At 67.1% G+C, this 22169-nt stretch carries 28 protein-coding genes; 4 read left to right on the top strand and 24 right to left on the bottom strand.

The features are described from left to right. Positions 1-9: 9 nt before the first annotated feature. A complete protein-coding gene (gene gloB, locus Tharo_RS10965) occupies positions 10-783 on the bottom strand; it encodes a hydroxyacylglutathione hydrolase (RefSeq protein WP_107221229.1) in 774 nt (257 codons plus the stop codon). Positions 784-810: 27 nt separating this feature from the next. Between gloB and Tharo_RS10960 the strand changes: the two genes are divergently transcribed. Genes Tharo_RS10960 through dnaQ form a run of 3 tightly spaced genes read left to right on the top strand, consistent with a single transcriptional unit; the run spans position 811 to position 2750 of the window. Further along, complete coding sequence (locus Tharo_RS10960) at positions 811-1539, top strand: class I SAM-dependent methyltransferase (RefSeq protein ID WP_107221228.1); 729 nt, start codon at positions 811-813, stop codon at positions 1537-1539. Beyond that, positions 1540-2001 carry a ribonuclease HI gene (rnhA, locus tag Tharo_RS10955; protein ID WP_107221227.1) on the top strand — a complete coding sequence of 154 codons (462 nt, stop codon included), beginning with the start codon at positions 1540-1542 and terminating at the stop codon, positions 1999-2001. Positions 2002-2021: 20 nt separating this feature from the next. Beyond that, complete coding sequence (gene dnaQ, locus Tharo_RS10950; RefSeq protein WP_107221226.1) at positions 2022-2750, top strand: DNA polymerase III subunit epsilon; 729 nt, start codon at positions 2022-2024, stop codon at positions 2748-2750. A gap of 17 nt (positions 2751-2767) precedes the next feature. Here dnaQ and Tharo_RS10945 read toward each other — a convergent pair whose 3' ends face one another. The 4 genes from Tharo_RS10945 to mutS all read right to left on the bottom strand — a co-directional run bounded on the left by Tharo_RS10945 (position 2768) and on the right by mutS (position 6931). Continuing rightward, positions 2768-3175 (bottom strand): CBS domain-containing protein, encoded by a 408-nt coding sequence (locus Tharo_RS10945; RefSeq protein WP_107221225.1) that lies wholly within the window; start codon positions 3173-3175, stop codon positions 2768-2770. Between the two features lie 27 nt (positions 3176-3202). Beyond that, positions 3203-3406: a (Na+)-NQR maturation NqrM gene (gene nqrM / locus Tharo_RS10940; protein WP_107221224.1), complete on the bottom strand. Its 204-nt coding sequence runs from the start codon at positions 3404-3406 to the stop codon at positions 3203-3205. Positions 3407-3564: 158 nt separating this feature from the next. Continuing rightward, positions 3565-4335 (bottom strand): spermine/spermidine synthase domain-containing protein, encoded by a 771-nt coding sequence (locus tag Tharo_RS10935; RefSeq protein WP_107221223.1) that lies wholly within the window; start codon positions 4333-4335, stop codon positions 3565-3567. Between the two features lie 19 nt (positions 4336-4354). Continuing rightward, positions 4355-6931: a DNA mismatch repair protein MutS gene (gene mutS / locus Tharo_RS10930; protein ID WP_107221222.1), complete on the bottom strand. Its 2577-nt coding sequence runs from the start codon at positions 6929-6931 to the stop codon at positions 4355-4357. Positions 6932-7184: 253 nt separating this feature from the next. On the opposite strand from mutS, the gene Tharo_RS10925 reads away from it, so the two are divergent. After that, the gene (locus Tharo_RS10925; protein WP_107221221.1) at positions 7185-8480 is read left to right on the top strand and encodes a tyrosine-type recombinase/integrase; all 1296 of its coding nucleotides are present in this window, start codon (positions 7185-7187) and stop codon (positions 8478-8480) included. A 2-nt stretch (positions 8481-8482) separates the two neighbouring features. Here Tharo_RS10925 and Tharo_RS10920 read toward each other — a convergent pair whose 3' ends face one another. From Tharo_RS10920 to Tharo_RS10830, 19 genes are all read right to left on the bottom strand, one after another. Next, complete coding sequence (locus tag Tharo_RS10920) at positions 8483-8668, bottom strand: phage integrase N-terminal SAM-like domain-containing protein (RefSeq protein ID WP_245880882.1); 186 nt, start codon at positions 8666-8668, stop codon at positions 8483-8485. A 67-nt stretch (positions 8669-8735) separates the two neighbouring features. After that, on the bottom strand, positions 8736-9065 hold the full coding sequence (locus tag Tharo_RS10915) for a hypothetical protein (RefSeq protein WP_107221220.1): 330 nt from the start codon (positions 9063-9065) through the stop codon (positions 8736-8738). A 64-nt stretch (positions 9066-9129) separates the two neighbouring features. Beyond that, positions 9130-9411, bottom strand: a complete 282-nt coding sequence (locus Tharo_RS10910) for a hypothetical protein (protein ID WP_159051688.1) — start codon at positions 9409-9411, stop codon at positions 9130-9132. 55 nt (positions 9412-9466) lie between these two features. Continuing rightward, on the bottom strand, positions 9467-9733 hold the full coding sequence (locus Tharo_RS10905) for a hypothetical protein (RefSeq protein WP_107221218.1): 267 nt from the start codon (positions 9731-9733) through the stop codon (positions 9467-9469). An 89-nt stretch (positions 9734-9822) separates the two neighbouring features. Then, positions 9823-10083 (bottom strand): helix-turn-helix transcriptional regulator, encoded by a 261-nt coding sequence (locus Tharo_RS10900; RefSeq protein ID WP_107221217.1) that lies wholly within the window; start codon positions 10081-10083, stop codon positions 9823-9825. After that, on the bottom strand, positions 10080-11306 hold the full coding sequence (locus tag Tharo_RS10895) for a phosphoadenosine phosphosulfate reductase domain-containing protein (protein WP_107221216.1): 1227 nt from the start codon (positions 11304-11306) through the stop codon (positions 10080-10082). Before Tharo_RS10895 ends, Tharo_RS10900 begins: the two co-directional genes overlap by 4 nt. Beyond that, positions 11303-11686, bottom strand: coding sequence for a hypothetical protein (locus tag Tharo_RS10890; RefSeq protein ID WP_107221215.1), 384 nt, complete (start codon positions 11684-11686; stop codon positions 11303-11305). Before Tharo_RS10890 ends, Tharo_RS10895 begins: the two co-directional genes overlap by 4 nt. Continuing rightward, positions 11683-13245: a DNA cytosine methyltransferase gene (locus Tharo_RS10885; RefSeq protein WP_107221214.1), complete on the bottom strand. Its 1563-nt coding sequence runs from the start codon at positions 13243-13245 to the stop codon at positions 11683-11685. Before Tharo_RS10885 ends, Tharo_RS10890 begins: the two co-directional genes overlap by 4 nt. Beyond that, positions 13242-13676, bottom strand: coding sequence for a hypothetical protein (locus Tharo_RS10880; protein WP_107221213.1), 435 nt, complete (start codon positions 13674-13676; stop codon positions 13242-13244). Before Tharo_RS10880 ends, Tharo_RS10885 begins: the two co-directional genes overlap by 4 nt. Next, complete coding sequence (locus Tharo_RS10875; RefSeq protein ID WP_107221212.1) at positions 13673-14323, bottom strand: hypothetical protein; 651 nt, start codon at positions 14321-14323, stop codon at positions 13673-13675. The genes Tharo_RS10880 and Tharo_RS10875 overlap by 4 nt, the downstream gene beginning before the upstream one ends. Continuing rightward, complete coding sequence (locus Tharo_RS10870) at positions 14323-14622, bottom strand: hypothetical protein (protein ID WP_107221211.1); 300 nt, start codon at positions 14620-14622, stop codon at positions 14323-14325. Before Tharo_RS10870 ends, Tharo_RS10875 begins: the two co-directional genes overlap by 1 nt. Beyond that, positions 14619-15794, bottom strand: a complete 1176-nt coding sequence (locus Tharo_RS10865; RefSeq protein ID WP_107221210.1) for a hypothetical protein — start codon at positions 15792-15794, stop codon at positions 14619-14621. The genes Tharo_RS10870 and Tharo_RS10865 overlap by 4 nt, the downstream gene beginning before the upstream one ends. Then, positions 15791-16417 carry a 3'-5' exonuclease gene (locus Tharo_RS10860; RefSeq protein WP_107221209.1) on the bottom strand — a complete coding sequence of 209 codons (627 nt, stop codon included), beginning with the start codon at positions 16415-16417 and terminating at the stop codon, positions 15791-15793. The genes Tharo_RS10865 and Tharo_RS10860 overlap by 4 nt, the downstream gene beginning before the upstream one ends. Then, complete coding sequence (locus Tharo_RS10855; protein WP_107221208.1) at positions 16414-18225, bottom strand: AAA family ATPase; 1812 nt, start codon at positions 18223-18225, stop codon at positions 16414-16416. Before Tharo_RS10855 ends, Tharo_RS10860 begins: the two co-directional genes overlap by 4 nt. Further along, the gene (rdgC, locus tag Tharo_RS10850) at positions 18222-19478 is read right to left on the bottom strand and encodes a recombination-associated protein RdgC (protein WP_107221207.1); all 1257 of its coding nucleotides are present in this window, start codon (positions 19476-19478) and stop codon (positions 18222-18224) included. Before rdgC ends, Tharo_RS10855 begins: the two co-directional genes overlap by 4 nt. A gap of 3 nt (positions 19479-19481) precedes the next feature. Then, a complete protein-coding gene (locus Tharo_RS10845; protein WP_107221206.1) occupies positions 19482-19682 on the bottom strand; it encodes a hypothetical protein in 201 nt (66 codons plus the stop codon). Positions 19683-19761: 79 nt separating this feature from the next. Next, on the bottom strand, positions 19762-20769 hold the full coding sequence (locus tag Tharo_RS10840; RefSeq protein ID WP_107221205.1) for a hypothetical protein: 1008 nt from the start codon (positions 20767-20769) through the stop codon (positions 19762-19764). Continuing rightward, positions 20756-21316 carry an NUMOD4 motif-containing HNH endonuclease gene (locus Tharo_RS10835; protein WP_107221204.1) on the bottom strand — a complete coding sequence of 187 codons (561 nt, stop codon included), beginning with the start codon at positions 21314-21316 and terminating at the stop codon, positions 20756-20758. The genes Tharo_RS10840 and Tharo_RS10835 overlap by 14 nt, the downstream gene beginning before the upstream one ends. A 3-nt stretch (positions 21317-21319) precedes the next feature. Then, positions 21320-22111 (bottom strand): RecB family exonuclease, encoded by a 792-nt coding sequence (locus Tharo_RS10830; RefSeq protein ID WP_211309599.1) that lies wholly within the window; start codon positions 22109-22111, stop codon positions 21320-21322. Between the last annotated feature and the right edge of the window lie 58 nt (positions 22112-22169).

Here is a 22169-nt window from a genome sequence, read left to right as displayed (position 1 = left end):
GGCGCCAGGTCAGAAACGGTCTTTCCAGGCCCGCAGGGCGGTCAGGCAGGCAAGGGCGTCGGCCGGCCGGGTGCCGGTTTCGAGGGCAAGTGCATCGAGCACCGCCGGCTGTGTGCAGCGCAGGAAGGGGTTGACGGCTTTTTCCCGGCCGATGGTGCTGGGCAGGGTCGGTTCGCCGCGCGCACGCAGTGCCTCGCAGTGCAGCGCATAGGCGTCGCGCACGTCGTTGTCGGGTTCGGCCGCGCGTGCGAAGGCGAGGTTGGACAAGGTATATTCGTGGGTGCAATACACCCAGGTGTCGTCCGGCAGGGCGCAGAGTCGGGCCAGCGAGGCCGCCAGTTGCGCTGGGGTGCCTTCGAACAGGCGACCGCAGCCGGCGGAAAACAGGGTGTCGCCGCAAAACAGCACTCCGCTGCTCGGGCCGGTGCCGATGAAGGCGATATGACCGGCGGTGTGGCCCGGTACCTCGATCACGTGAAACGCTGCCGCCGGGGCATCAAGGCGGATTTGGTCGCCGTCGCCGAGCGGCCGGTCCACCCCCTCGATACGCTCGGCCGCCGGGCCGTAGACCGGTACCCGGTGGCGGGCGCACAGGGCACTGACGCCGCCGACATGGTCGGGATGGTGGTGGGTGAGGAGAATCGCCGACAGGGTCAGACCGTAGCGTGCCAGCGCGTCCTGCACCGGAGCCGCGTCGCCCGGATCGACGACAAGGGCGTGACGGCCGTCGTGCACCAGCCAGATGTAGTTATCGCGGAAAGCGGGAAGGGGGATAATGTCCATCCCTGAATTGTGAGGACCTGAGTGCCGATGTCAATCCTCGATCTTCAGGGCTGGCTGCAGACGCCGCAGGGACGCTACCTGCTCGCCTGGGAACAAGATGGGGTGGATCGCACCGTGGCCGATATTTTCGGCTATAACGCCGCGCAGATCGGCCTGCCCGAAATCGACCTGCTGCGCGCGAACCGGATGCCGCACCGTTTCGGCTGCGCGCCGGCTGCGGGCGCGCAGGTGCAGGCGAACGAGTTCGAACTGCCGTTCGCCAGCGCCAGCCTCGATCTGGTATTGCTTCCGCATGTGCTCGAGTTCTCGCGCCATCCGCATGAGGTGCTGCGTGAAGTCGAGCGCGTGCTGGTGGCCGAAGGGAGCGTGGTGATCACCGGCTTCAACCCGATCAGCCTGTGGGGGCTGCGCCGTGTGCTCGGATGCCGCGCCACCGCGGTGCCATGGAATGGCCAGTATCGCAGTGCAATGCGCATCCGGGATTGGCTGAACCTGCTCGGCTTCGAGATCCGCGGCAGCGACTGCGGCTGTTTCGTCCCGCCGGTCCACCGCGCGCAGTGGCTGGAGCGCTGGCGCTTCATGGATCGGGCCGGAGCGCGCTGGTGGCCGGTGCTGGGGGCCGCTTACCTGTTGCACGGCGTCAAGCGGGTTCATGGGATGCGCCTGATCACGCCCCGATGGCGCGGGCGCAAGGCTCACTCGAAAAGACTTTCGCCGCTTGCCCAACGCAACGGCGACACGAGGAAAACGCATTAGATGACGGAAGAAGTGGATATCTATACCGATGGCGCCTGCAGCGGCAACCCCGGTCCCGGCGGCTGGGGTGCGATTCTGCGCGCCGGCATGCACGAGAAGGAGCTGTGGGGCGGCGAGCCGGACACCACCAACAACCGGATGGAACTGCTGGCGGTGATCCGCGCCCTCGATGCGCTCAAGCGCCCGGTGTCGGCGCGCGTGCATACCGACAGCCAGTACGTCCAGAAAGGGATTTCGGAATGGATCCACGGCTGGAAGGCGCGCGGCTGGAAAACGGCGTCGAAGGCGCCAGTGAAGAACGAGGATCTGTGGCGCGCCCTCGATGCCGCGGCATCCCGCCACCACGTCAAGTGGCTATGGGTACGCGGGCACGCCGGGCACCCGGAAAACGAGCGTGCCGACGCCCTCGCGCGCCGCGGTGTGGAAGCGGTGCGGCGCGCCGGAGCGGCGGTCGAAGGCTGAAGAACAAAGGAGCGGTTCCCATGCGACAAATCGTGCTCGACACCGAAACGACCGGCCTGGACTGGCGCAACGGCGACCGTGTCATCGAAATCGGCTGCGTCGAGCTGTTCAGCCGCGGCCTCACCGGCCGGCATTTCCACGTCTACATCAACCCAGGGCGCCCGATTGCCGCCGAAGCGGTCGCCGTGCACGGCATCACCGAAGAATTCCTCGCCGACAAGCCGAAGTTCGCCGACGTCGTCGAGGCGTTCGAGGACTTCGTGCGCGACGCCGAACTGGTCATCCATAACGCCAGCTTCGACGTCGGCTTTCTCGATTGCGAACTCGAACTGCTCGGCCGTGGCCGGTTGAGCAGCCTGTGCTCCGGCGTCATCGATACCCTTCGGCTGGCGAAAGAACAGAATCCGGGCAAGAAGGCCTCGCTCGACGCGCTGTGCGAGCGCTACTCGATCGACAACGCCCGCCGCGAACTCCACGGCGCTTTGCTCGATGCCGAACTGCTCGCCGAAGTCTATCTGGCGATGACGCGAGGGCAGGAGAGCCTGATGATCGGGCTCGAGGACGAACCCGCGGCGAGCGACGTCGCGAGCGCGGCGGCAGCGCTGAGCGCGCGCGCGCCATTGCCGGTGCTGCGCCCGAGTGCGGCCGAACTGCAGGCCCACCGGGCGGTGCTGGAAGAGATCGCGAAGGCGAACAAGGGCCTGTGCCTGTGGCTGCCGCCGGAGTCCGAAACGGCTGCGCCAGCCTGATCGCGCCGGCGCCGTGCTCAGCGCCCGTCACGGCGCAGTTTTTCCAGCCCCTTGAGGATGTCGGCACGCGAGAGCTGGCCGATCAGGCGCGAGCCTTCGACGACCGGCAGGCAGCGATGCGGGTTGGCGAGGAACATCTGGATGGCATCGATCACGCTGGCATCGCCGGCAATCGAGCTCACGTCCCGGCTCATGAATTCTTGCACCTCGCCCGCTTCGTGGCGGAAATACGAGGCATCGAGCGTCGCCTTGAGGCAGTCCCTTTCGGACAGGAAACCGATCAGGCGGTTGTTTTCATCGACCACCGGAGCACCGCTCAAGCCGTGCTCGAGCAAGGTATGCACCGCCTTGAGCAGGTCGGTCCGGGCGGTGAAGGCGAGGTGGTCGCCGATCATGTAGTCTTTGACGAGCAGGGAACTGAGCATGGTTTTTCCCGGTTTTTATCGTGTCATTCAGTTCGATTGTTCGGCGCTCGCGGCGCGCATGCGGGCCTGGCGCTTGGTGCAGGGCTTCTTGCAGCCGAACTCGCAATCCTGGCCGAGCGACCCCAGGCCGCCGCAGCTGCCGGCGATCGGCTTGCGCCCGAACATGACGCCGATGGCCATTGCGGCGATGACGATGCCGACGACGGCGAGCGTGATCAGAAAAGTGTTCATCTTGCTTCTACCTCGGTAAGGGCCGGCCCGGCCCCCTTGTTACGAGTGGACAATACCTCGACCGCGGCCGTTCTGACCATGCCTGCGGGGTGGCGGCGGCGTCTGCAGGTGCGTATCCCTGCCGCCCCCAGGGGCACCGCCGAGTGCGGCCGCCGGCCTCAAAGGCGCAAGTGCGCGCCGGGCAGGGTGCCCGACTGTTCGAGCCGGGTCACGGTCGGTCCCAGGTCGAGCCCGGTTTCTTCCTTCAGCTGGCGTGCGCGCAAGCGCAACTCATCCATGCTGCGTTCGACCGGCTCCCCGGCAGCGGCGAAGGCGACGACGTTGCCGCTGTCGCAGGACGGAAACGCCACCGCCCGCCCCCCGGAGGCATGGACGATACGTTCCAGGCTGGCCTTGTAGCCGCGCGCGCGGCCGAACAGGTTCGCCGCCATCAAGCCGTGCTCGCTCAGTCGCGCATGCAGCGCCTGGTGGAACGGCAGGGTGTCGAGGGCGCCGGCGCGGGCGTTGCGGTCGTAGCCATCGACGAGGATGTAGTCCCAGGTCTCGTCGCGCTCCAGCACGTACTGCGCGCCGCAGCCGAGGTGAATGGAGAAGCGCGCGTCCTCGGCGGGCAGCTTGAAGAACTGCCGTGCCGCGGCGACGACCGCGGGGGCGATCTCGACCACCCGGATGCGCGCCTGCGGCAGGTGGTGATGGACGAAGCGTGCCAGCGAGGCGGCGCCGAGGCCGATGATCAGCACTTTCCTCGGCCAGCGCCCACCGTCGGCGGCAAGGCCGTCGCGCAGCAGCAGGCCCGCCATCATCTCGCGGGTATAGGCGAGTTCGAGCGCATGGGGGCGGCGGATGCGCATCGCGCCCTGGATCCAGTCGGAGCCGAAGTGCAGGTAGCGCACACCGGCTTGTTCGGAAATATCGATCGGTGGATTCATCCCTGGAAACCTGTTTCGATCAGGCGTCGGCCAGACGCTTCAGGGCGTAGAGGTGCTCGAGCGCCTCACGCGGGCTGAGGGTGTCGGGGTCGAGCGCGGCCAGTTCGGTCAATACCGGGTGCGACAGGGGTTCGTCCTCGGGCTCGGGCAGGGCGGCGAACAGGTCGGCCTGCGGGCCGGCGTCGATCTCGCGGTTCTCCAGCGCGCGCAGCCGCCGCTTGGCGTCGCGGATCACGCCTGCCGGAATGCCGGCGAGCGCGGCGACCTCGATGCCGTAACTCTGGCTCGCCGGGCCTTCCTCCAGCGCATGCAGGAAGACGATGCGGTGGCCGTGCTCGACCGCGTCCAGATGCACGTTGGCGCACTCCGGGTAGTCGGCGGCGAGCCGGGTGAGTTCGAAATAATGGGTGGCGAACAGGGTCAGGCTGCGGTTTTTTTCCAGCAAGTGGCGGGCGATGGCGAAGGCCAGCGCGAGACCGTCGAAGGTGGAGGTCCCGCGCCCGATCTCGTCCATCAGCACCAGGCTGTGGGCGGTGGCGCCGTGCAGGATGGCGGCGGCTTCGGTCATTTCGACCATGAAGGTCGAGCGCCCGGAGGCGAGGTCGTCGGAGGCGCCGATGCGGGTGAAGATCGCGTCGAGCGGGCCGAGCTCGGCAGCCTCGGCCGGGACGAAGCTGCCGACGTGGGCGAGCAGGCAGATCAGCGCGACCTGGCGCATGAAGGTCGATTTGCCGCCCATGTTGGGGCCGGTGATCATCAGCATGCGGCGGGTGGGGGCGAGGCGGGCGTCGTTGTGGATGAAGTTTTCCACCTGGCGTTCGACCACCGGGTGGCGGCCGCCGGTGATGTGCACGCCGGGGGTGTCGATGAAGCGCGGCTGCACGTAGCCGTTGCGCAGCGCAGCGTCGGCGAAGGCGGCGAGCGCGTCTACCGTCGCCAGCGCGCGGGCGATGCGCTGCAGTGCCGGAATGTGGCCGGCGAGGGCATCGAGGATCTGGTCGTAGAGCAGTTTCTCGCGTGCCAGGGCGCGCTCCTGCGCCGACAAGGCCTTGTCTTCGAAGGCTTTCAGTTCCGGGGTGATATAGCGTTCGGCGTTCTTCAGCGTCTGGCGGCGGCGGTAGTCGTCGGGCACCTTGTCGGCGTTGGCGCGGCTGACTTCGATATAGAAGCCATGGACGCGGTTGAACTCCACTTTGAGGTTGGCGATGCCGCTGCGCGCGCGCTCGCGCGCTTCAAGGGCGAGGAGGAATTCGCCGCAATTGCTCTGGATCGCGCGCAGTTCGTCGAGTTCGGGGTCGAAGCCGGGTCCGATCACGCCGCCGTCGCGCACCATGGCGGCGGGCTCGGCGGCGATCGCGCGCTGCAGCAGGGCCAGAGGGTCGGGGGCGATCTCCAGCGCAGCGCGCAGCTCGACCAGCAGCGCCGCGCCGCACGCCGACAAGGCCTCACCCAGCGCGGGCAGGCGGGCGAGGCTTTCGCGCAGCGCCGAGAGGTCGCGCGGGCGCGCGCTGCGCAGCGCGATGCGGGCGGTGATGCGGTCCACGTCGGCGACGCCGCGCAGCGTTGTGCGCACCGCTGCGGCCAGGCGGCCGTCGCGGCTGTCGATGCCGTAGTCGGTGGTTTCGCCGACCAGCTCCGCGACTGCGGCCTGGCGTGCGGCGGGGATGGCGCGCTCGCGCAGCGGGTGGTGCAGCGCATGGCGCAGCCAGCGCGAGCCCATGCTGGTGACGCAGCCGTCGAGCAGCGACAGCAGGGTGGGGGCAGGTTCGCCGCGCAGGGTCTCGGTCAGTTCGAGATTGCGCCGGGTCGCGGCGTCCAGGCGCAGGTATTCGGATTCGCGTTCGACGGTGAGGCCGGTGACGTGGGCCAGGGTCTGGCGCTGGGTGGCCTGGGCGTAGTCGTACAGCGCCGCCGCCGCACCGAGCGCCAGCGGCAGGCCGTCCGCGCCGGTCTCGGCAACGCCGAAACCGGCGAGGTCGCGGGTGCCGAAGTGCGTGGTCAACAGGCGGAGGCCGGTCTGGGGGTCGAACTGCCAGTCGGCCAGGCGCCGCAGTGCCGGCACGAGGCGCTCGAGCAGCGGCAGCGCAAGGCCGTCCGGAACGAGGACTTCGGCCGGGCGCAGGCGCTCGAACTGGGCCTGCAGGTTCTCGGCCGCGCACTGCATGAGGCGCAAGTCGCCGTTGGCGAGGTTGAGCCAGGCCAGGCCGAGCACGCCGCGGTGCACGCTGGCCGCCAGCAGGAGGGCGTCGCGGCGGTCGTCGAGCAGCGCGGCGTCGGTCAGCGTACCGGGGGTGACGATGCGGCTCACCGCGCGCTCCATCGGCCCCTTGGTCGCGCCCGGCTCGCCGACCTGCTCGGCGATCACCACCGATTCGCCCAGCTTCACCAGGCGGGCGAGGTACTGCTCGACGGCGTGGAAGGGCACGCCCGCCATCCGGATCGGCCTGCCGCCGGACTGGCCGCGGGTGGTCAGGGTGATGTCGAGGAGGCGCGCAGCTTTTTCCGCGTCCTCGAAGAAGAGCTCGTAGAAATCGCCCATGCGGTAGAAGAGCAGCGTGGAAGGATGCTGCGCCTTGAGCCGCAGGTACTGCTGCATCACTGGCGTGTGACTCGCGATGCCCTCGTCCGTAACGTCCTGTTTTACCGTCAATTTGCAGCCTAATCCGTTGTTTCGTATGTGAATCCGAGCGGCCTGCAGTTTTACCGGTAGTAACGCCTGCACACGTCAAAACTTGCCAACACTTGGCAGATTGGCGTAGCTTTTGGCCATCCAGAAACCGATCTTACGCCGGCATCCCAAATCCGAAGTTACGCCGGGACGGTAACGTCATAGCCGAAGTTACGCCAGGATGACCTTCGACGCACGCACCATCAAGCTCCTGCCTGCGGGCGAGCATCTTACCAGCCCTGAATTCCCCGGTCTTCGGATCGTCGCCACGGAGAGCGGCCGCGCGTGGACGTACCGCTACAAGAGCCCGATCGACGGGCGCATGCGACAGACGAAGCTCGGCGAGTGGCCGGCGATGTCGGTGCATCTGGCTGTCGCGGCGTGGGATGGGCTGCGCAGGGCGCGCGAGGCCGGGGAAGATCCCGCGCTTGCTGCGAAGGAAGCGCGGGCAGAGAAGCGCCGGCAGGTCGAGGCGAAGCGCCGGCAGGCCATGACCGCCGCCTATACCGTGCTCGACGTGTGCAACGACTACTACGCCGGACACATCCGCATCACCCGGCAACGGAAGGGCGCAGCCGAGGTCCGGCGCATGTTCGATCTGGACCTCGGCGCAACCGCCTCCCTCCCTGCAGCAACGCTCACCCGCAGCCAGGCCTTTGACCTCATCCGGTCCATCGCTGAGCGTGCCCCGGTGCAGGCGCAGAACCTCCGCTCGGAACTGGGCGCGGCGTGGGACTACGCGATCGACTCGGGGAGGCTGCCGGACACATCGCCGAACTGGTGGCGACTTATCTTGAGAGGCAAGATCAAGAGCAAGGGGAAGAAGATTGGCGGCCAGCACGTCGGCACGTCGAAGCGCGTACTGACGGCCGACGAGACAGGCGAGGTCATCCGATGGCTGCCGAACTTCTCCTCGCTCGTCGAGGACGTGCTGACGCTCTACCTCTGGACGGCGACGCGCGGCGCGGAGATCTGCGGCATGTCCGGCAGCGAAGTGCGCGAGGAGGCGGACGGCATTCTGTGGTGGCAGTGCCCGAAGGAGAAGACGAAGAACGCCCGCCACGAGAACGCCACGGACCTGCGCGTACCGCTCTTCGGGCGCGCGCGCACGGTCGTGCTACGCCGGAAGGATCTGTACGGGGCTGGCTATCTGTTCCCGGCGAAGACGAAGGTCGTGAAGCCTGTCGAGCAGAAGACGGTGCAGGTCGCCGTCTATCACCACCAGCCCTACAGCCGCACGAGGCCGGATGAGCCGAGGCCGCGGTTGCCGGTGACGCACTGGGCGCCGCACGATCTGCGCCGGACAGCGCGCACGCTGCTCGCGTCGATCGGTTGCCCGAACGAGGTCGGCGAGGCGGTCATCGGGCACATGCAGCCGGGGATCGTCGGGACGTACAACCTGCATTCCTACGACGATCAGCGGGTGGAGTGGCTCCGACGTCTGGATGCGCACCTGGAGGGGCTGGCTCGAAGGTAACGTCAGGAGATCCGGTCGAGCGGGTGGCGCTTGTTGTGGTGCAGGATGTAGCGCTTGATCCAGTGACAGTACGTGCGCTCCGTGCTCAGCGCGTAGTGCGCAACCCGGAGCGCCGCCCGTACCCGATCCATCAGGCGCGGCTGCTGCGCCGTGGCGACTGTCGCGGTTTGTTCGATGGTTTCAGTCATGGCAAGGGTTTCCGGGTGATCGTGGAACGCCAACCGACGATTTCTCTCTGTTAATTGGAGTTAGCCGTCACCCAGCCAGGGCGCTGCCCGCCTCGCGGTAGCCGTCCAGGTTGATGGCGGGCTCCTTGCGCAAGCGGGACGGAACGCCGTGCTGCTCCATGCAGGCCACGCCGACCGCTACGACCTTGCGCAGTTCGTCCAGGGCGCCAATGTCGCCGCGTTGGCTCATGTAGGCCCGCTCGGCATCGTTCAGCAGTTGCCGCATGATCGTGAGCCAGGAACCAACCTCGTGCGGGTGCTCGGTGATGGTTCCCCACTTCTGGTCTTGGAAAGAACGCTCGCCAATCACAGCGGCCAGCGCGTCCTCTTGTTGCATCGTTGTGCATTGCAGTGCCATGCCATTCTCCGTGGTTACTGTGCCGGCTAACCCGGCGCTCGAAAGGACGCCTGAACAGCCGGCGTCACTGGTCCTGTTGCTCTTTCGTGCAGGCGCCTTTCAGCTCTGCGTTGCCCGACTTGCTCGCCAGGTACTCGCGCACCTGCTCGAAATATGCTTCGTGCGTCTGCTCCGGCGCGTGCAGCAGTTCGTAAATCGCGCCGCTGCTGCACCCTCCGCTGACGCCTTTCGAAACCTCGCCGCGCTCGATCTGCACGGCAAAGTTCATCAGTGCGGTAGCCAGTTCGTGCGGAGAGTCCGCCTCCATCTTCAGGGTGAGCCTCACGGCCCGGTGTGGTTTATCCATTTGACTGTCCTCGTTCTGATTGGCCGTCGGGCAACTCGGTGCCCAAGGCGGACACTCACTTCGCTGCGCTTCGTTCGGTCCGCTTGCCTTGGTCGTTCGACGGCAGGCACACCAGCGCGTAGGTGCCGCCACCGACCCGGCATCCCTGCTCAATCTCAAATGTCCACGTCATTCGCTCGAAATCCGCCTCCGCAGAAATGCCGCGAGGCGCAGTCGCAATCTGACCCCGCAGGATCGCGAGTTCCGTGCGCAGCGCAGCCAGTTCCGCGACCGCCTTGTTGCTCTGCGATGCCACATCGTCGAGGTCCAGTTCAGTGCTCATCGTTTCATCCTCTCCGGTATTCGTGCCGTCGAACTAGTTCATCGAGCGGACCTTCGCCAAAAGCGGCTCAGGTCCGCTCATTTCGGTCGTTACGCCGCAACCTGCTTCCGCGGCTTCTTCGCCCCCGTATTCGGCGGCGGCAACAGACTCGAGGTCGGCCGGCTCTCCGCCCATTCCTCGACCTCGCGCACCAGCCAGGCGACGCGGCGGCCGGATGTCTGGCGCGGGGCCGGGAATTGCCCCTGCCTGACGAGTTCCTGCACCGTCGTGACCGACAGCGCGACGATCTCGGCAACGGTCGGGAGGTCGACGTAGATCGGCTTGATTGCGGTGAGGGGTTTTGTGGTCATGCTGTTTCCTCAAGTCCGAATAGATCGTGCTGCTCGGCACCGTTCGCATACACGGTCACGCCGAGGAACTCGTCCGCATGCGGCTCATCGCCGCTCCATCCGTCTGGCCAGGTGCCAGCGGCGATCAGCTCGCGGATGCGGGCTTCTTCCTCGCCGTCGATCAGCGACAGCGCCGGCACGCGCGTAGGCCGTGCGGCGTTGCATTCGGCCTGGATGCTCAGGATCTCGGCGAGCGCCCATTCGCGCGCCTCGAAGGTGAGCGGGCCCATGCGCTGCGGGTTGGCAGCGAGCGAGCCGTCCTTGCGCGTCTCGGCGCCGGATTTGCGCAACCGGTTCCTCGGCTCGCGCAGTTCCCGGTAGATCGGCTTCAGGCGACGCAGCGGTGCCAGCCACTGCCAGCGCGGCATGGCGAGGATCGCCTCGAGCGCCTTCTCCTCCTGCGCAAGCGGGCAGCCGACGCAGCCGGTGCGGGCGTTGATCTCCTCGGCCTCGTCGCCGCCGTAGGCGTCGGCGATGACCTCGGTCGGCCACTCGCCGAACTCCGCAGTTGGGGCCCAGTGCCGCAGCCATTCCCAGACGTGGCAGACGCGCCAGTGCAGGATCGGCGCGAGGGTGGCGATGCGGCCGCGCACGCCCTTCGACTCCGGCAGGACCTGCTGATACCAGCCCTGGCCGCACTCTGCGCCGTCCTTGCTGCAGCTCATCTCGATGCGGCGGTCGCGGATCGCGCTCTCGCCCTGGCGCACGCCGGTGATCACCAGTGCGGTACCGTCAGCGAGGGTCTCGGCGATCGCGGCCGTCATCGGATCGACCTTGATCTGGCGCGTGCACCACCGAAGCGTGTTGTTGTTCGGAGGCGGAACGCCGCGGCCGAGGATGTAGGGCAGGAATCGTTTGTCGAGCGGCGCGCGGACGATGCGGTACGCGACGCCGCGCTCGGCGAGGCAGTCCATGATCTCCTGCGCAGCAATGGCCAGCGGCGGCAGTTCCTGCCTGGTGTCGGCGTACAGCACGGTGATGCGCCTCGGCGCCGCGATCTTGCCGGCGGCAATGAGGTAGAGGATCAGGGTGAGCGTCGCGGTCGAGTCCTTGCCGCCGGACCATGCGAACACCCAGTGATCGTGCCGCGGGCCGTGGGCCCGCATCGACTGGATCGTCAGCTCGATCGATTCCGTCATCTGCAGGCGGGCGCCGCCTTCGAAGAGGGAGAGGTCGCGGGTCATGCCGTCACTCCCTTCACGCCGATCTCGTACAGCGCGAACGGCTCGACATCCCATCGTAGCGGCCTCACCCGCTCGAACACGCACTGGATGTTCGATTCGGCCAGAATGCGGCCGACTTCCATCTGCACGGCGCGATAGCCGAACTCCACGAGGCGCGCGTACTCGGTGGGCGTGAACCACCGCCGAAGCTGCTCTTCGGTGCGACAGCCGCAGCCGATGTGCATGCCGACAATGGCGCGCTGATCGACGCGGCCGAATTCCCGGTACCACGGGATCAACAGGTCATGGTCGTCGCGATCCTCGACCCAGTGCCGCGAGAATCCGAGTTTCCAAGGGCCGCGGCCATCGGCATCTTGGATGCGATAGACGATGTTGGTCATGCCTGAACCCTCCACGCCTTCTCGTGCTCGAAATTCGCCGTCACCAGCGCCTGCGCGACCGGCGGGCAGACGGAGTTCCCGCACATGCGTACCTGCGCCGACTTCGTCAGGCACAGGCCCTGCGCCGGGTCGTCGCCGATGATGTAGTGCTCGGGGAAGCCTTGCGCCCGGAAGAGTTCGCGCGGGGCGAGCATCCGCATGCCGATGTCGGCGATCTGGTACTGCTCGCCGGCGACGGTGACCAGGCCGTAGCGGTCCTTCGTGGTCACCGTGTGGAGCGGTTCCTCGAGGCGCGGGTCCTGATCGGTGCCGTAATACTTCACGAGGAAGGCGCGGACCTCGCCGAAGTGCTCGCCGCCGCCGGTGATGGTGTGAAGCGGCTCACGGTGATCGCTGCCAACGCCGTTGTTCCGCAGCTTCACCAGGTGCGAGGCGACGAGTGCGTTGTGGTCCTGACTCGTGACGGTATGAAGCGGCTCGCCGTGCAGTTCGTGGCCGACCACGCCGCCGTAGTGTTTCGCCATGAAGGCGGCGACGAGGGCGTGATGCCCGCCCTTCGTCTCGGCGCAGATCGTCCGCAGAGGTTCATCGATCGGCATGCTGCGCGGGGAGGAGGCGTTCGCGCACTCGGTCAGCACCGGGGCGACCAGTGCGAAATTTCCGCCGCCTGCGTGGATCGTGCGCATCGGGTCGTGCAGTGCATGGGTACGGCTGCCGGCTCGCTCGCTGAACTCGCCGTGAGCGAGTCCGACGATGAACGGCTCCACAGCCTCCACCACGTACCGCATCACCCCCTTCGCGATCCGGCGCAGCGTGGCATCAGCAAGCGGGCGCTTGCGCTCAAAGATCGACGGGCAGGGTAGAGTCCAGTCGATGCACTCGGCAGCCGTGCGCCACGGCTTGCGGTGGCCGGCGAGGACCTCGCGGCTCGCCGGGTGGCCGTGCGTCGGCTCGGGCCAGCGGATCGGCAGCCCGTCGCGGCGCGCGATCAGGAAGAAGCGCTTGCGGATCGTCGGCGCGCCGTAGTCGCAGGCGCGCAGCTCGCGCCAATCGACCGAGTAGCCTTGCCGGCGAAGCGCGTTCGTGAAGGCGCCGAACTCGCGGCCCTTGCGCCGCGGGCAGGGCCGCATCGTGCCGTCCGGATGCTCGATGAGCGGGCCCCAGGTGATGAACTCCTCGACGTTCTCGAGCATGATCACCCGCGGGCGCTTCACCGCCGCCCAGCGCAGCGCGACCCATGCGAGGCCGCGGATCTTCTTCTCGACGGGCTTGCCGCCCTTCGCCTTGCTGAAGTGCTTGCAGTCCGGCGACAGCCACACCAGGCCGACCGGCCCCTTGATCTCGCGCGGATCGACGTCCCACACCGATTCGCACAGGTGCCGCGTGTGCGGGTGGTTCGCCGCATGCATCGCGAGCGCTTCCGGGTCGTGGTTGATCGCAATATCGACGGGGCGGCCGAAGGCGGCTTCGAGGCCGGTCGAGGTCCCGCCGCCGCCGGCGAAGTTGTCGATGATCAGCTCCTCGGCGAGCAGGGGCAGTGTGAAGGCGTCGCGCTTCATGCCTCCACCCCCGTCAGCCCGTGCAGTTCGACCTCGTTCGCGATCAGCTGCGTCCGCACGAGGCTGCCGATCTCATAGACGTCCATCCGCCGGTAGGCGCGCTTGCAGGCCGTGACGATCTCGATGCAGGCGGCGACCTCGGCGGGCTGCAGCGGCACGCCGTGGTTCAGCTTCGCGGCGAGCTTGGCGAGCGGCTTCAGGTCGATGTCGAGCGAGCGCTTCGTCGCGATGCGCTGCCACAGATCGATCCAGCCGGCGAGCGCGGCGGGGATGTCGTACCAGGTTTCGTCGGCGGGGTTCTTGAACACCGGCTGCCCCTGGATCTCGTGGATCCAGCCCTGCGAAAGCTTGTCGAGCATGGCGTCGACGCAGCCGAAGGCCTTGGCCATGTCGGCGATGGTGGGGCGGGCGCGGAGGCGGCGGCGGTTCATTGCTCGATCCTCCTGAACGTGATGACCCACACCCACGGGTTTGCCGTCCACGAACTGGGGCCGTTGATCGACTCCCACAGGGCGCGGTATGCCTCCGAGGCGCGCGCGAACGGCTCGCCATCCTCGCTAGGCCAGTAATCGACCCATCCTGCGTCAGTCTGACTGCGCTGTTCGAGGATGCCCTCCGCGATTGCGTCGGCCTCGCTGATATCCTGCAGCCGCTCGACGCGAACGGTAGTCACTTCCAGGAGGATGCGCGAGGCCCAGCGGGGCATGTGGATGGATGGACGCCACCGAATGATGTTCGGTGGAGATGCGCCGAGCTTCGGGTCGTGGTTGATGCCCGTCTCCGCATCGCCCTGCAGACCATCCAATGTCGCACGGTAGAAGACGCAGCGCCTCGCACCCCCATATGTCCAACCTTCTGCCCACGCCTCGCGCACCCACAGCCGGTCGCCGGGCTGGCCGTAGGGGCACAGTTCGGCGGCGGTCTTCTTCCTCACCCATGCCGGGTCAGCCGGCTGCAGGCAGGCGGCCAGGCCAGGCGTGCGGTTCGTGATCTTCACGGCCCGGCGCGTCTGCGTCTTCCGTCCTTCGAGAATCGCGCGCACCATTGGTGCCGAGAACAGAACCGGGCGTTCTTTCATCACGCCCTCCGTGCTCGCAGCATGGCGTCCGCCCATTCATATGCAGTTCGGGCGACCCCATTTACACCATCACCCCATGCGGTATCGGAGTCTGCTGCAAACCCCTGCATCGCCTTCGCTGCGAAGTAGTCGCGCAGACTCATCCCGCCGACCGCCTCGCCGCGCGCCTTGAGATACGCGCGATCACGCTCGTCCGGGTCCGTAATCCCTTCGACCGCTGCGACGGCGTAGGCGTGGATCGCTTGGGGTTCCTGCATCGGGAATGCCGGCCCGCCGGTTTCGATCTGGTCGCGGTTCATCTGCCCGCCCCCTTCCATTCAGCGCCGCGCACGGCGCGGCCGACCGGCACCAGCGCGAAGACGTCGCCGCGCCCGCTGCCGTTGCGTGCGGCCGCCATCGCCGCGGCCACGGCGCTGTCGTGCCCCGTGAAACGGCGCATCGGCCGCTTCGGCACAACCACGGCGTAGCCGTCGATGAGGGTCCCGTCGATCTCCGGCTCGCCGCCGTGCGTGATGTGGTCGATCTGCTCGCGCAGGGCCTCGTTCGCGGTGCGCTCGACGCCGAGGAGGTGCTCGAGCTTCGTGTTCAGGGCGGCGGCGTTCGCGAGGTCGGCACGCATGCGCGCGACCTGCTCGGCAAGCGTCACGCTGCCGCCGTCAGGCGGGTCCATGTAGCGCGCGTCGGGGAGCGCTGCGGCAATGGTGTCGAGCTGGCCGTGCAGGTCAATGATCGTCTTCGCCTGCTCGACAAGCTCGTCGTCGTGCCGGTCGATCACCTGCGCCGCGGCGCGGGCGATTTCGCTCTCGCTCATGTCGCTCGGGTCGATCTCGCCGCCGATGCGCTCGGCGAGCAACTCGCGGATCACGGCGAGCTCCAGGTGCGCGTCGCGCAGGTCATCCTTCAGCTTGCCGATTGCCGTAACGACATCGCCGACGCCGTCCTCGCCGACGGCGTCCATCATCGACCGCTCCCACAGAATGCATGCCCGCCTGTGCGCCTCGCCGAGGTCGTGGATGGCGCGGATGTGCTCGGCCAGCCCGCCGAGCATGATCTGCCCGCTGTCGCCGATTGCGGCGCGGATGTCGGCGAGCACGCCGAGCAGAACCGCAGCCGGCGCCGTCGAAGTAGAGGCGACAGCGACCGGCGCAGGCTTTGGTTGGACGGCAGCGCCCTCGGAGGGAGACAGAGGGTCCAATGCGCTGCTGCCGGTGTTTTTCGCCACCGCCGGCTGGGCGTCTTGCATCACCGCATTGGCGGGCGCGGCGAGCCAGTACCACAGCTCGTTTTTGCCCTTCTTCTTTTCGCACTCGACCAGGGCGTCGGTCCGCATCTTGTTCAGTTCGCCCGTTACGCGCGACGGGAAGTCGCGCTCGGTGGTCGACGCGGTGATCTGCTTGAGCGTGGCCTCGTTGCGAGCCTTCAAGAAGGCGACGATCTGGTCGCGCAGAGGGAGGTTGTCGCGGGCTTTCACGATGCGGTCCCCTCGCTGGCTTCTGCGTTCCTTTTGTCTTGGATTGCGAAGTAGACGTCGCGGCAGGCCTGCACATCGGCCATTGCGCTGTGAGCGTTATCCAGGTCGCGACCGGTGAAGTGGCGGTAGGCTTCCACGAGGTTCGGGGTTTTGTGATGGAATCGACCGGCGGCGCGCATGCGATCGGTGGGCGGGATTGCGCAGATCGACGTGGCCAGGCGGGCGGTGCACTCGGCGCGGCCTTCCTTCCAGACGTCGAGTTCGCCGCATTCGAAGCGGTGTTGGGCGATGCGGACGATTCTGGCATCGAAGCTCTCGTTGTGCCCGACGCGAAAATCGGCGGCGTGCCACAGGTCAAGGAACAGCCCGAGCGCAGTGCTTTCGGACACGCCGACGGTGATTGCGCGCTCGGTCGTGATGCCGTGCACCTCCGCGACTTCGGCGGGAATCGTCCAGCCATCGGGGCGCACGATCACGTCCATGCTGGCGATGGTCTGGCGTGAATCGGGATCGACCAGCAGGGCGGCGAGCTGGACGATGTGGGGTTGGTGAGGCGCTTCGGACGGGGCCTTGAAGTCGGGCAGGCCGGTTGTCTCGGTGTCGTAGAAGAGGATGGGCTTCATGCTGCCTCCAGGTCTTGCTGGTTGGTGTGGGTGGCGATCAGGGTTCCGTGCTCGATCCAGTGGCTTGCGATGTGCGGCGGCAAGGCCTTGGCCGGGGGCGCGGCCTTCAGCGTGGCGAGAATGATTGCGGTGTCGATCTGCCCGGTCTCGGCCACATCGGAGAGCCAGAACAGCGCGTCTTCTCGACCGGCGGTGTCGAGTACGTCCAGGCGGTCGAGCACGACCAGCCGAAGGCCGGACAGTTGGGCGATCGTTACCGCGAGCAGCGCGTCGGCGCGCCAGCGCTCGCTCTCCGACAACAGCGGGTAGAGCCGGCCGCCGACGGTGATGGCCATGTCGGCTCCGATGCGCGGCGGCTGCCACTGCGCGAGTGCAGCATGTTCGGCAAGGCGCGCGTTCAGCGGACCGAGCGCCTCGGCGATCATTTCAGCCTGGATCCCGTTCGGGCTCAGCGCATCGGCGATCGCGGACCACTGCTGCACGTCGGCGTGATGCGCTGCAGCGCTGGCGATCTGCTGCGTGCGACGCTCTGCGGCGCCGGTAGCGTCGCGGTATTTGCGGGCGTCCGTCTGCCAGTCCGCGAGGCGGCGCTGGGCATCGGCTAGTCGAGTCTCGATGTCGCCGGTCTTCGGGGTCTCGGCCTGCGCGGCTTTTTCGAGATCTTCAAGCTCAGCACCGGCGGCTTCGGCGGCAGCGAGATCCCTGCGGGCGTTCGCCGCGCCAGACTCGGCCGTCTGGAGGGCATGGCGAATCTCCGCCAGGCGTGCCGGATCGGCGGGCTTAGCGTTGGGGTCGCCGTGCAGCTTGCGGTACTCGGCGAGGTGGGTGCGTGCGCGGTTGGTGAGGCTGGCGTCGATTCCCGCGTCGTCTGCGATCTCGACGAACTCGCCAAGGGTGCTCGCCATACCGCGCAGCAGGTAGCTGCCCGGCGCCTTCGGATCTTCGCTGCCGGCGGCGGTGAGCTGCGCCTTGCAGTGGGAAATGTTTTCCTCGGCGGTAGCCAGCCGGCTCTTGATGCGCTCGACCATGCCGGCTTGATCACGCAGACGCTCGATACGGACCGCGCGCTGCTGAGCCGCCTCCCGCGTTGCGCGAGCGGCGCCGAGATCCTGCTGCAGATCGGAAACCTGCTGAGCGAACTCGTGCGCACGTGCTTCCGCGTTCTCAGCCAGAGCGGAGGGGTCCCCTGCCAGCGCTGCGACCGGCGGCGGCTCCCAGCCTTCGGCCTTCTTGTCGCCGTAGGGTTCGCCGGTGACCGCCTTCCACGCGCCGCGGGCCTGGGATGCCAGTTCCTTGGCGTGCTTCTCGCCGGCGGAAAAGCCGGCGCGCAGCAGCGGGAGCACCGCGGCGATCTTCTCCGCGCTCAGGCCGCGCCGGGTCATGCGCTCGCCGATGGCCTTGTGGCTTGTCTCGATACCCAGCAGGCCGAAGAGCATGATGCGGCGGTCGGCCTCGGCGAGCTGCGCGAAGCGGGCAGGGTCCAGGACGAAGGGCAGGGCCGCGTGCGGCTCACGGCCGGAGGCGTGATCGGTGATTTTGCCGGCCTTGCTGATGTGCACTTCGAAATCGCTGGTGTCGGTCTGGACGAACACCCGGGCGGCGGAGGCCCCCTCGCTGATGAGGGTTTCGGCGTCGCCTTTCTTACTGACGCGGCACAGGTCGGCGACCAGGGCAAAGCTGATGGCGTCCTTAAGGCTGCTCTTGCCGGCACCGTTCTGGCCGGCGACCAGAGTGATCGGCTCGATGAGCGGCAGGTCGATCGTGCGCGCGCCGAGGAAGCCGTCGGCGTGGATGGAGTGGAGTTTCATGCTGCGAGCACCTCACGAGTGCCGTCGGCCCGCATCGCGGAGACGAGGCCGTCGGTCTCCATCTGCTCGATGAGGCGCGCGGCGCGGTTGTAGCCGATGCGCAGGTGGCGCTGGACCAGGGAGATGGAGGGGCGGCCCTGTTCGATCACGATGCGTTTTGCGTCGTGGTATAGCGGGTCGAGGTCGTTGCCCACGCCAACGATGACCTGGTCGTCTCCGGTGCTGATCGTCATGCTGCCGCCATGGGCCGCGACCCCCTCGGCCAGCTTTTCGAACGCCGAACGCACTTCACGACGTAGATCACCAGTGCTACGGCCAGGCTCTGCGCCGCCGTTGCCCATGTCGACGAGATCTGGATCACCCTTTTTCGCCAGCCCGCCCAACTCGTCGACCAGCGCTTCCAGTACGCCCTCAATCTCGGCGGCGACCAGAGTGAAATCGGCGTCGAACTTGGCGATCGCGTCGTCCGCCTCTTCTTGTCCGGCGGTGACAATGTCCAGCAGGAGAATCCGCTTGAGCTCGAGCCGGTTCGTCATGATGAAGCTGACGCGATCATCGAACGTCAGCCCGAGCAGGGTAGGCGCGCGGCCGATGGAGATCTGGTGCTGGATGTCTTCGCCGGCGAGATCCCAGTTCGTGTACCGAACGACACCCTCATCCTCTGCGAAGGAGACGAGCTCGCAATCCGAGTCGATGGTGAAGCGATCCGGCGCCTCCTGATCGGCTAGCCAGCGAAGCATCGCGCGAGCAGGATTCACTTCGGTGCTGAGTAGCCCTGCAGGCACGGTGTCGAGGGCGTGGCGCATATCTTCGAGCACGTCCTCAGCACGCTTGGTGCTCGTGGCCTCGATGATCAACCACCCGCGCTCGCTGTTGATCCATGCGAGCGTGCGGCGCTTCTTGGTAAAGGCCTGCGGCAGAAGTTCGGTGACGACCTCTTCCTTGACCATCGTGCGCTGCTTGCGACCGAGCTTGTAGCCCTGCTGCTGCTCGATCTCCTCGCACTTGATCTCGACGTACTCGTTGACGACGGAGGCGGGCAGGATCTTCTCTTCATGCTGGTGGCAGAACAGATAACGTCCGGCGATGGCTTCGCACAGCGCAGCGTCGTCGCGCGGCGGCACGAAGCCGGCGTGAGCAGTATCTAGGGCACCGCAGCCCTGGAACTCGCGGCGGGATAGCAGTGCCGCCGTTTCATGAGCGAGGTGCGGCCAGCCGCGCGGGAGCGGGTAGGCAACGATGTTGCGGATCATGGGTCAGCCCTCGTCGTCCGCGATGCGCTCGAGGTGCGAACGCTGCGCGGCGCTGATGTACATGCGCTTGCCGTACTGCTGAAAGCGCGCCTTCATGTCGGCGACGAACCCCTCTTCCCAGTCGTTGGCGGCGTTGCTTTCCGCGTCGTCGAGCAGGGATTCGAAGTCGTCTTCGGTGTAGTGGTCTTGAACGGTGTCGCTCACGGTGTTCTCGGTGTAGGCGGGGCTCGGCTGGCCTGTAGATCGGGCAGGGGAGGATGGCCGGCTTCGCCCCGTTGATCGGTTACTCGAGGCCCAGGCCACCCTGGCCGCGGCCGCGGCGGGCGGGCTGCGCTTGCGGCGCGGGGTTCTCGCTCTCTCCGGCTGCCGGTGACAGGTTGGCGATCGCGGCCTCGATCTGCTGGCGCTGCTGTTCGGGGAGGGAACGGGCGATGTCTCGTGCGAGGTCGAAGTCACCCGAGCGCACCGCAGCGTGCGCGTCTGCGAAGCCCGGGCCAGACTGCGGCTCAGCCTGGCGGTGTTGCTGCGGCTCGCGGATCTCGCCGGTCTCGGCATCGACGTGTTCGGCGGCGCGGGTCGCCTGCGGAACGGTCGTGGGCTGACGCTCTTCCAGCTTGGGCTGTGCTGCGGGCGGTGGTGCGCGCAGATCGTCCATGCTGACGGCGAACGTCCCATCAACCTGGCGCTCCAGAACAAGGCCGTCGTGCACGTCTTCGACTGTCTGCAGGCCCATGCCAAGCTCGGGGGCATAGGCACGCTGCCAGAACGCTGCGGCGCGATAGACGAACATCTGGTCCGGCATGGTCAGCCACTTGGAGCCATTCTTCTTGCTCCAGCCCTCGGCGTTCACCATCTCCCACGTCACCCAGATGCCGTCGAGGCGTTCGCCGGTCTCGCGCTCAACAGCCCATGCACGGCAGCCGAAATCCGGCTTGCCCGGCTCGCCCTTCCACTCGTAGCGCAGCGACGAGTAGCGGCCCGACGCATTGATCGTGGCGATCAGGAACTTGCTCGACCAACTCGGCGTGCCATGCACGATGTACAAGTTCTGCATCACCATGAGCGGGTTGGCGCCCATGCGCTGCGCCATGTCCATGGCGATCATGCAGTTGGCGATCTTGTCGGAGCCGCGGTACTGCTGCGGCACCAGATCCGACGCGGAAAATGCCTTGGAGACGCGCTGCATGAGCTCGAAGCTCTGCAGGTCGAAGAAGCCAGCGCGCACCGGCGGCATGCTGGCCTCTTGTGGCGCACGAAGGGCGGAAAGACTGGTGGAATTAGGGGCGTTCATGTGTTTCTCCTTGCGGTTCAAATTCCCAGTGCCAGCCGCCGGCCTGCTGAAACTTGCCGTGCGCTGCGCCATGGATGGACGAGAAGTTGATTCCTGTTTCGCGTGACGCCTCGCAGATCGACCCGTAGGTGATCCGGATGTGGCCCGCTTCGCTGCGCATGCAGACCCGGCGGCTGCGGTGATGCGCGGCGCCCCTGCGTGGGTTCATGCACGCGGTCGTCTTGAGCAGGCCGGCGTTGTAGGCGTGACGGAGATTCGCTGAGCGGCTGCACCATTCGAGGTTGTCGGCGGCGTTGTTGCGCTTGTCGCCATCGAGGTGATTCACCTGAGGAAGTCCGTCCGGATTGGGATGGAAGGCATCCGCAACAAGCCGGTGCACGTACCGGTAGTTCCCCGCACCAAGGCAAACCTGTGAATAGCCGGCCCCTGCGCTCTTGGGTTTGAGGACACGCAGACTCCGGGCGTTGCGAACGCGGCCGGAGAAACTGACGTCGTAGAGCCCTTCAAAGCCGGCCACCGGTTCCCAGCGCTCGTGATCGTTCGTCATGACTTAGCCCTTGAAACGGCACGTCGGATGCGCCGGGCAAAACTTCGGGCTGCACAGCACGGATTTGCTGTTGCCGAAGAACAGGCCCGAGTGGATGATTCGGCTGGCGTGCTCGAGCATGCCGGGCTGCTCGGCTGTGCCGACGAGCGCGGCGCGGGCGCCTTCGATCTCGCCGGTGCCGACACGCTGCGCTGCGGCGGTCTTGCCGGTGTTCAAGCCGACGATCTGCGCCGGGGCGGTGATCGCGCGACCGATGACCTGCTCGGCCAGCAGCTCATAGACGCCCATCTGCGGGCCGTGGCCTGCGGTGGTGACGGTGCCGTCTGCACCCACTGCTCGGCCGCCGGTTTTCAGGTCCGCGATGCCGATCTGGCCGTCGGCGGTTTCGCGCACACGGTCGGTGGTGCCGGTCAGCGCGATGCCAAGGTCCGGGATTTCAAGCCGCTCGCACGCCACTTCAACGCCCAGGTACTTCTGCTGCGGCGCGATTTCGGCGCAGTACCGGGCGTGCAGCGATAGGCCGATGCGTTCGGCCTCTTGCGGCTTGGTGTCTTCCCATTCGACGTCTTCCTCGGGGTGGCGGATGGCATCGACCAGTGCTCCTGCAGCGTCATCGGCGGTCACGGGGCGACCGCCAGTGAGGCGCGAGGCGTCATAGACCGCGGTGCTGGCGTGAACCGCGGTGCCGAGCTGCGCTGCAGCAGAGCGCGGTAAGCGCTTTCCATCGATGTGCTTGGCGGCCCATCGTGCCGGGCAGTCGAAAAGCTCAGCCAGTGAGCTGGCGCGGATCGACACGAGGTCGAGTTTTTCGGGTGCATTCATGCCTGCAAGGTCTCCATGTATCGATCGAAAA

The organism is Thauera aromatica K172 (assembly GCF_003030465.1).
In the GTDB taxonomy this organism is placed as follows: Bacteria; Pseudomonadota; Gammaproteobacteria; order Burkholderiales; family Rhodocyclaceae; genus Thauera; species Thauera aromatica.
The sequence above is the reverse complement of the archived record's forward strand: the minus strand, read 5'-3'. Positions and strand labels throughout refer to the sequence as shown.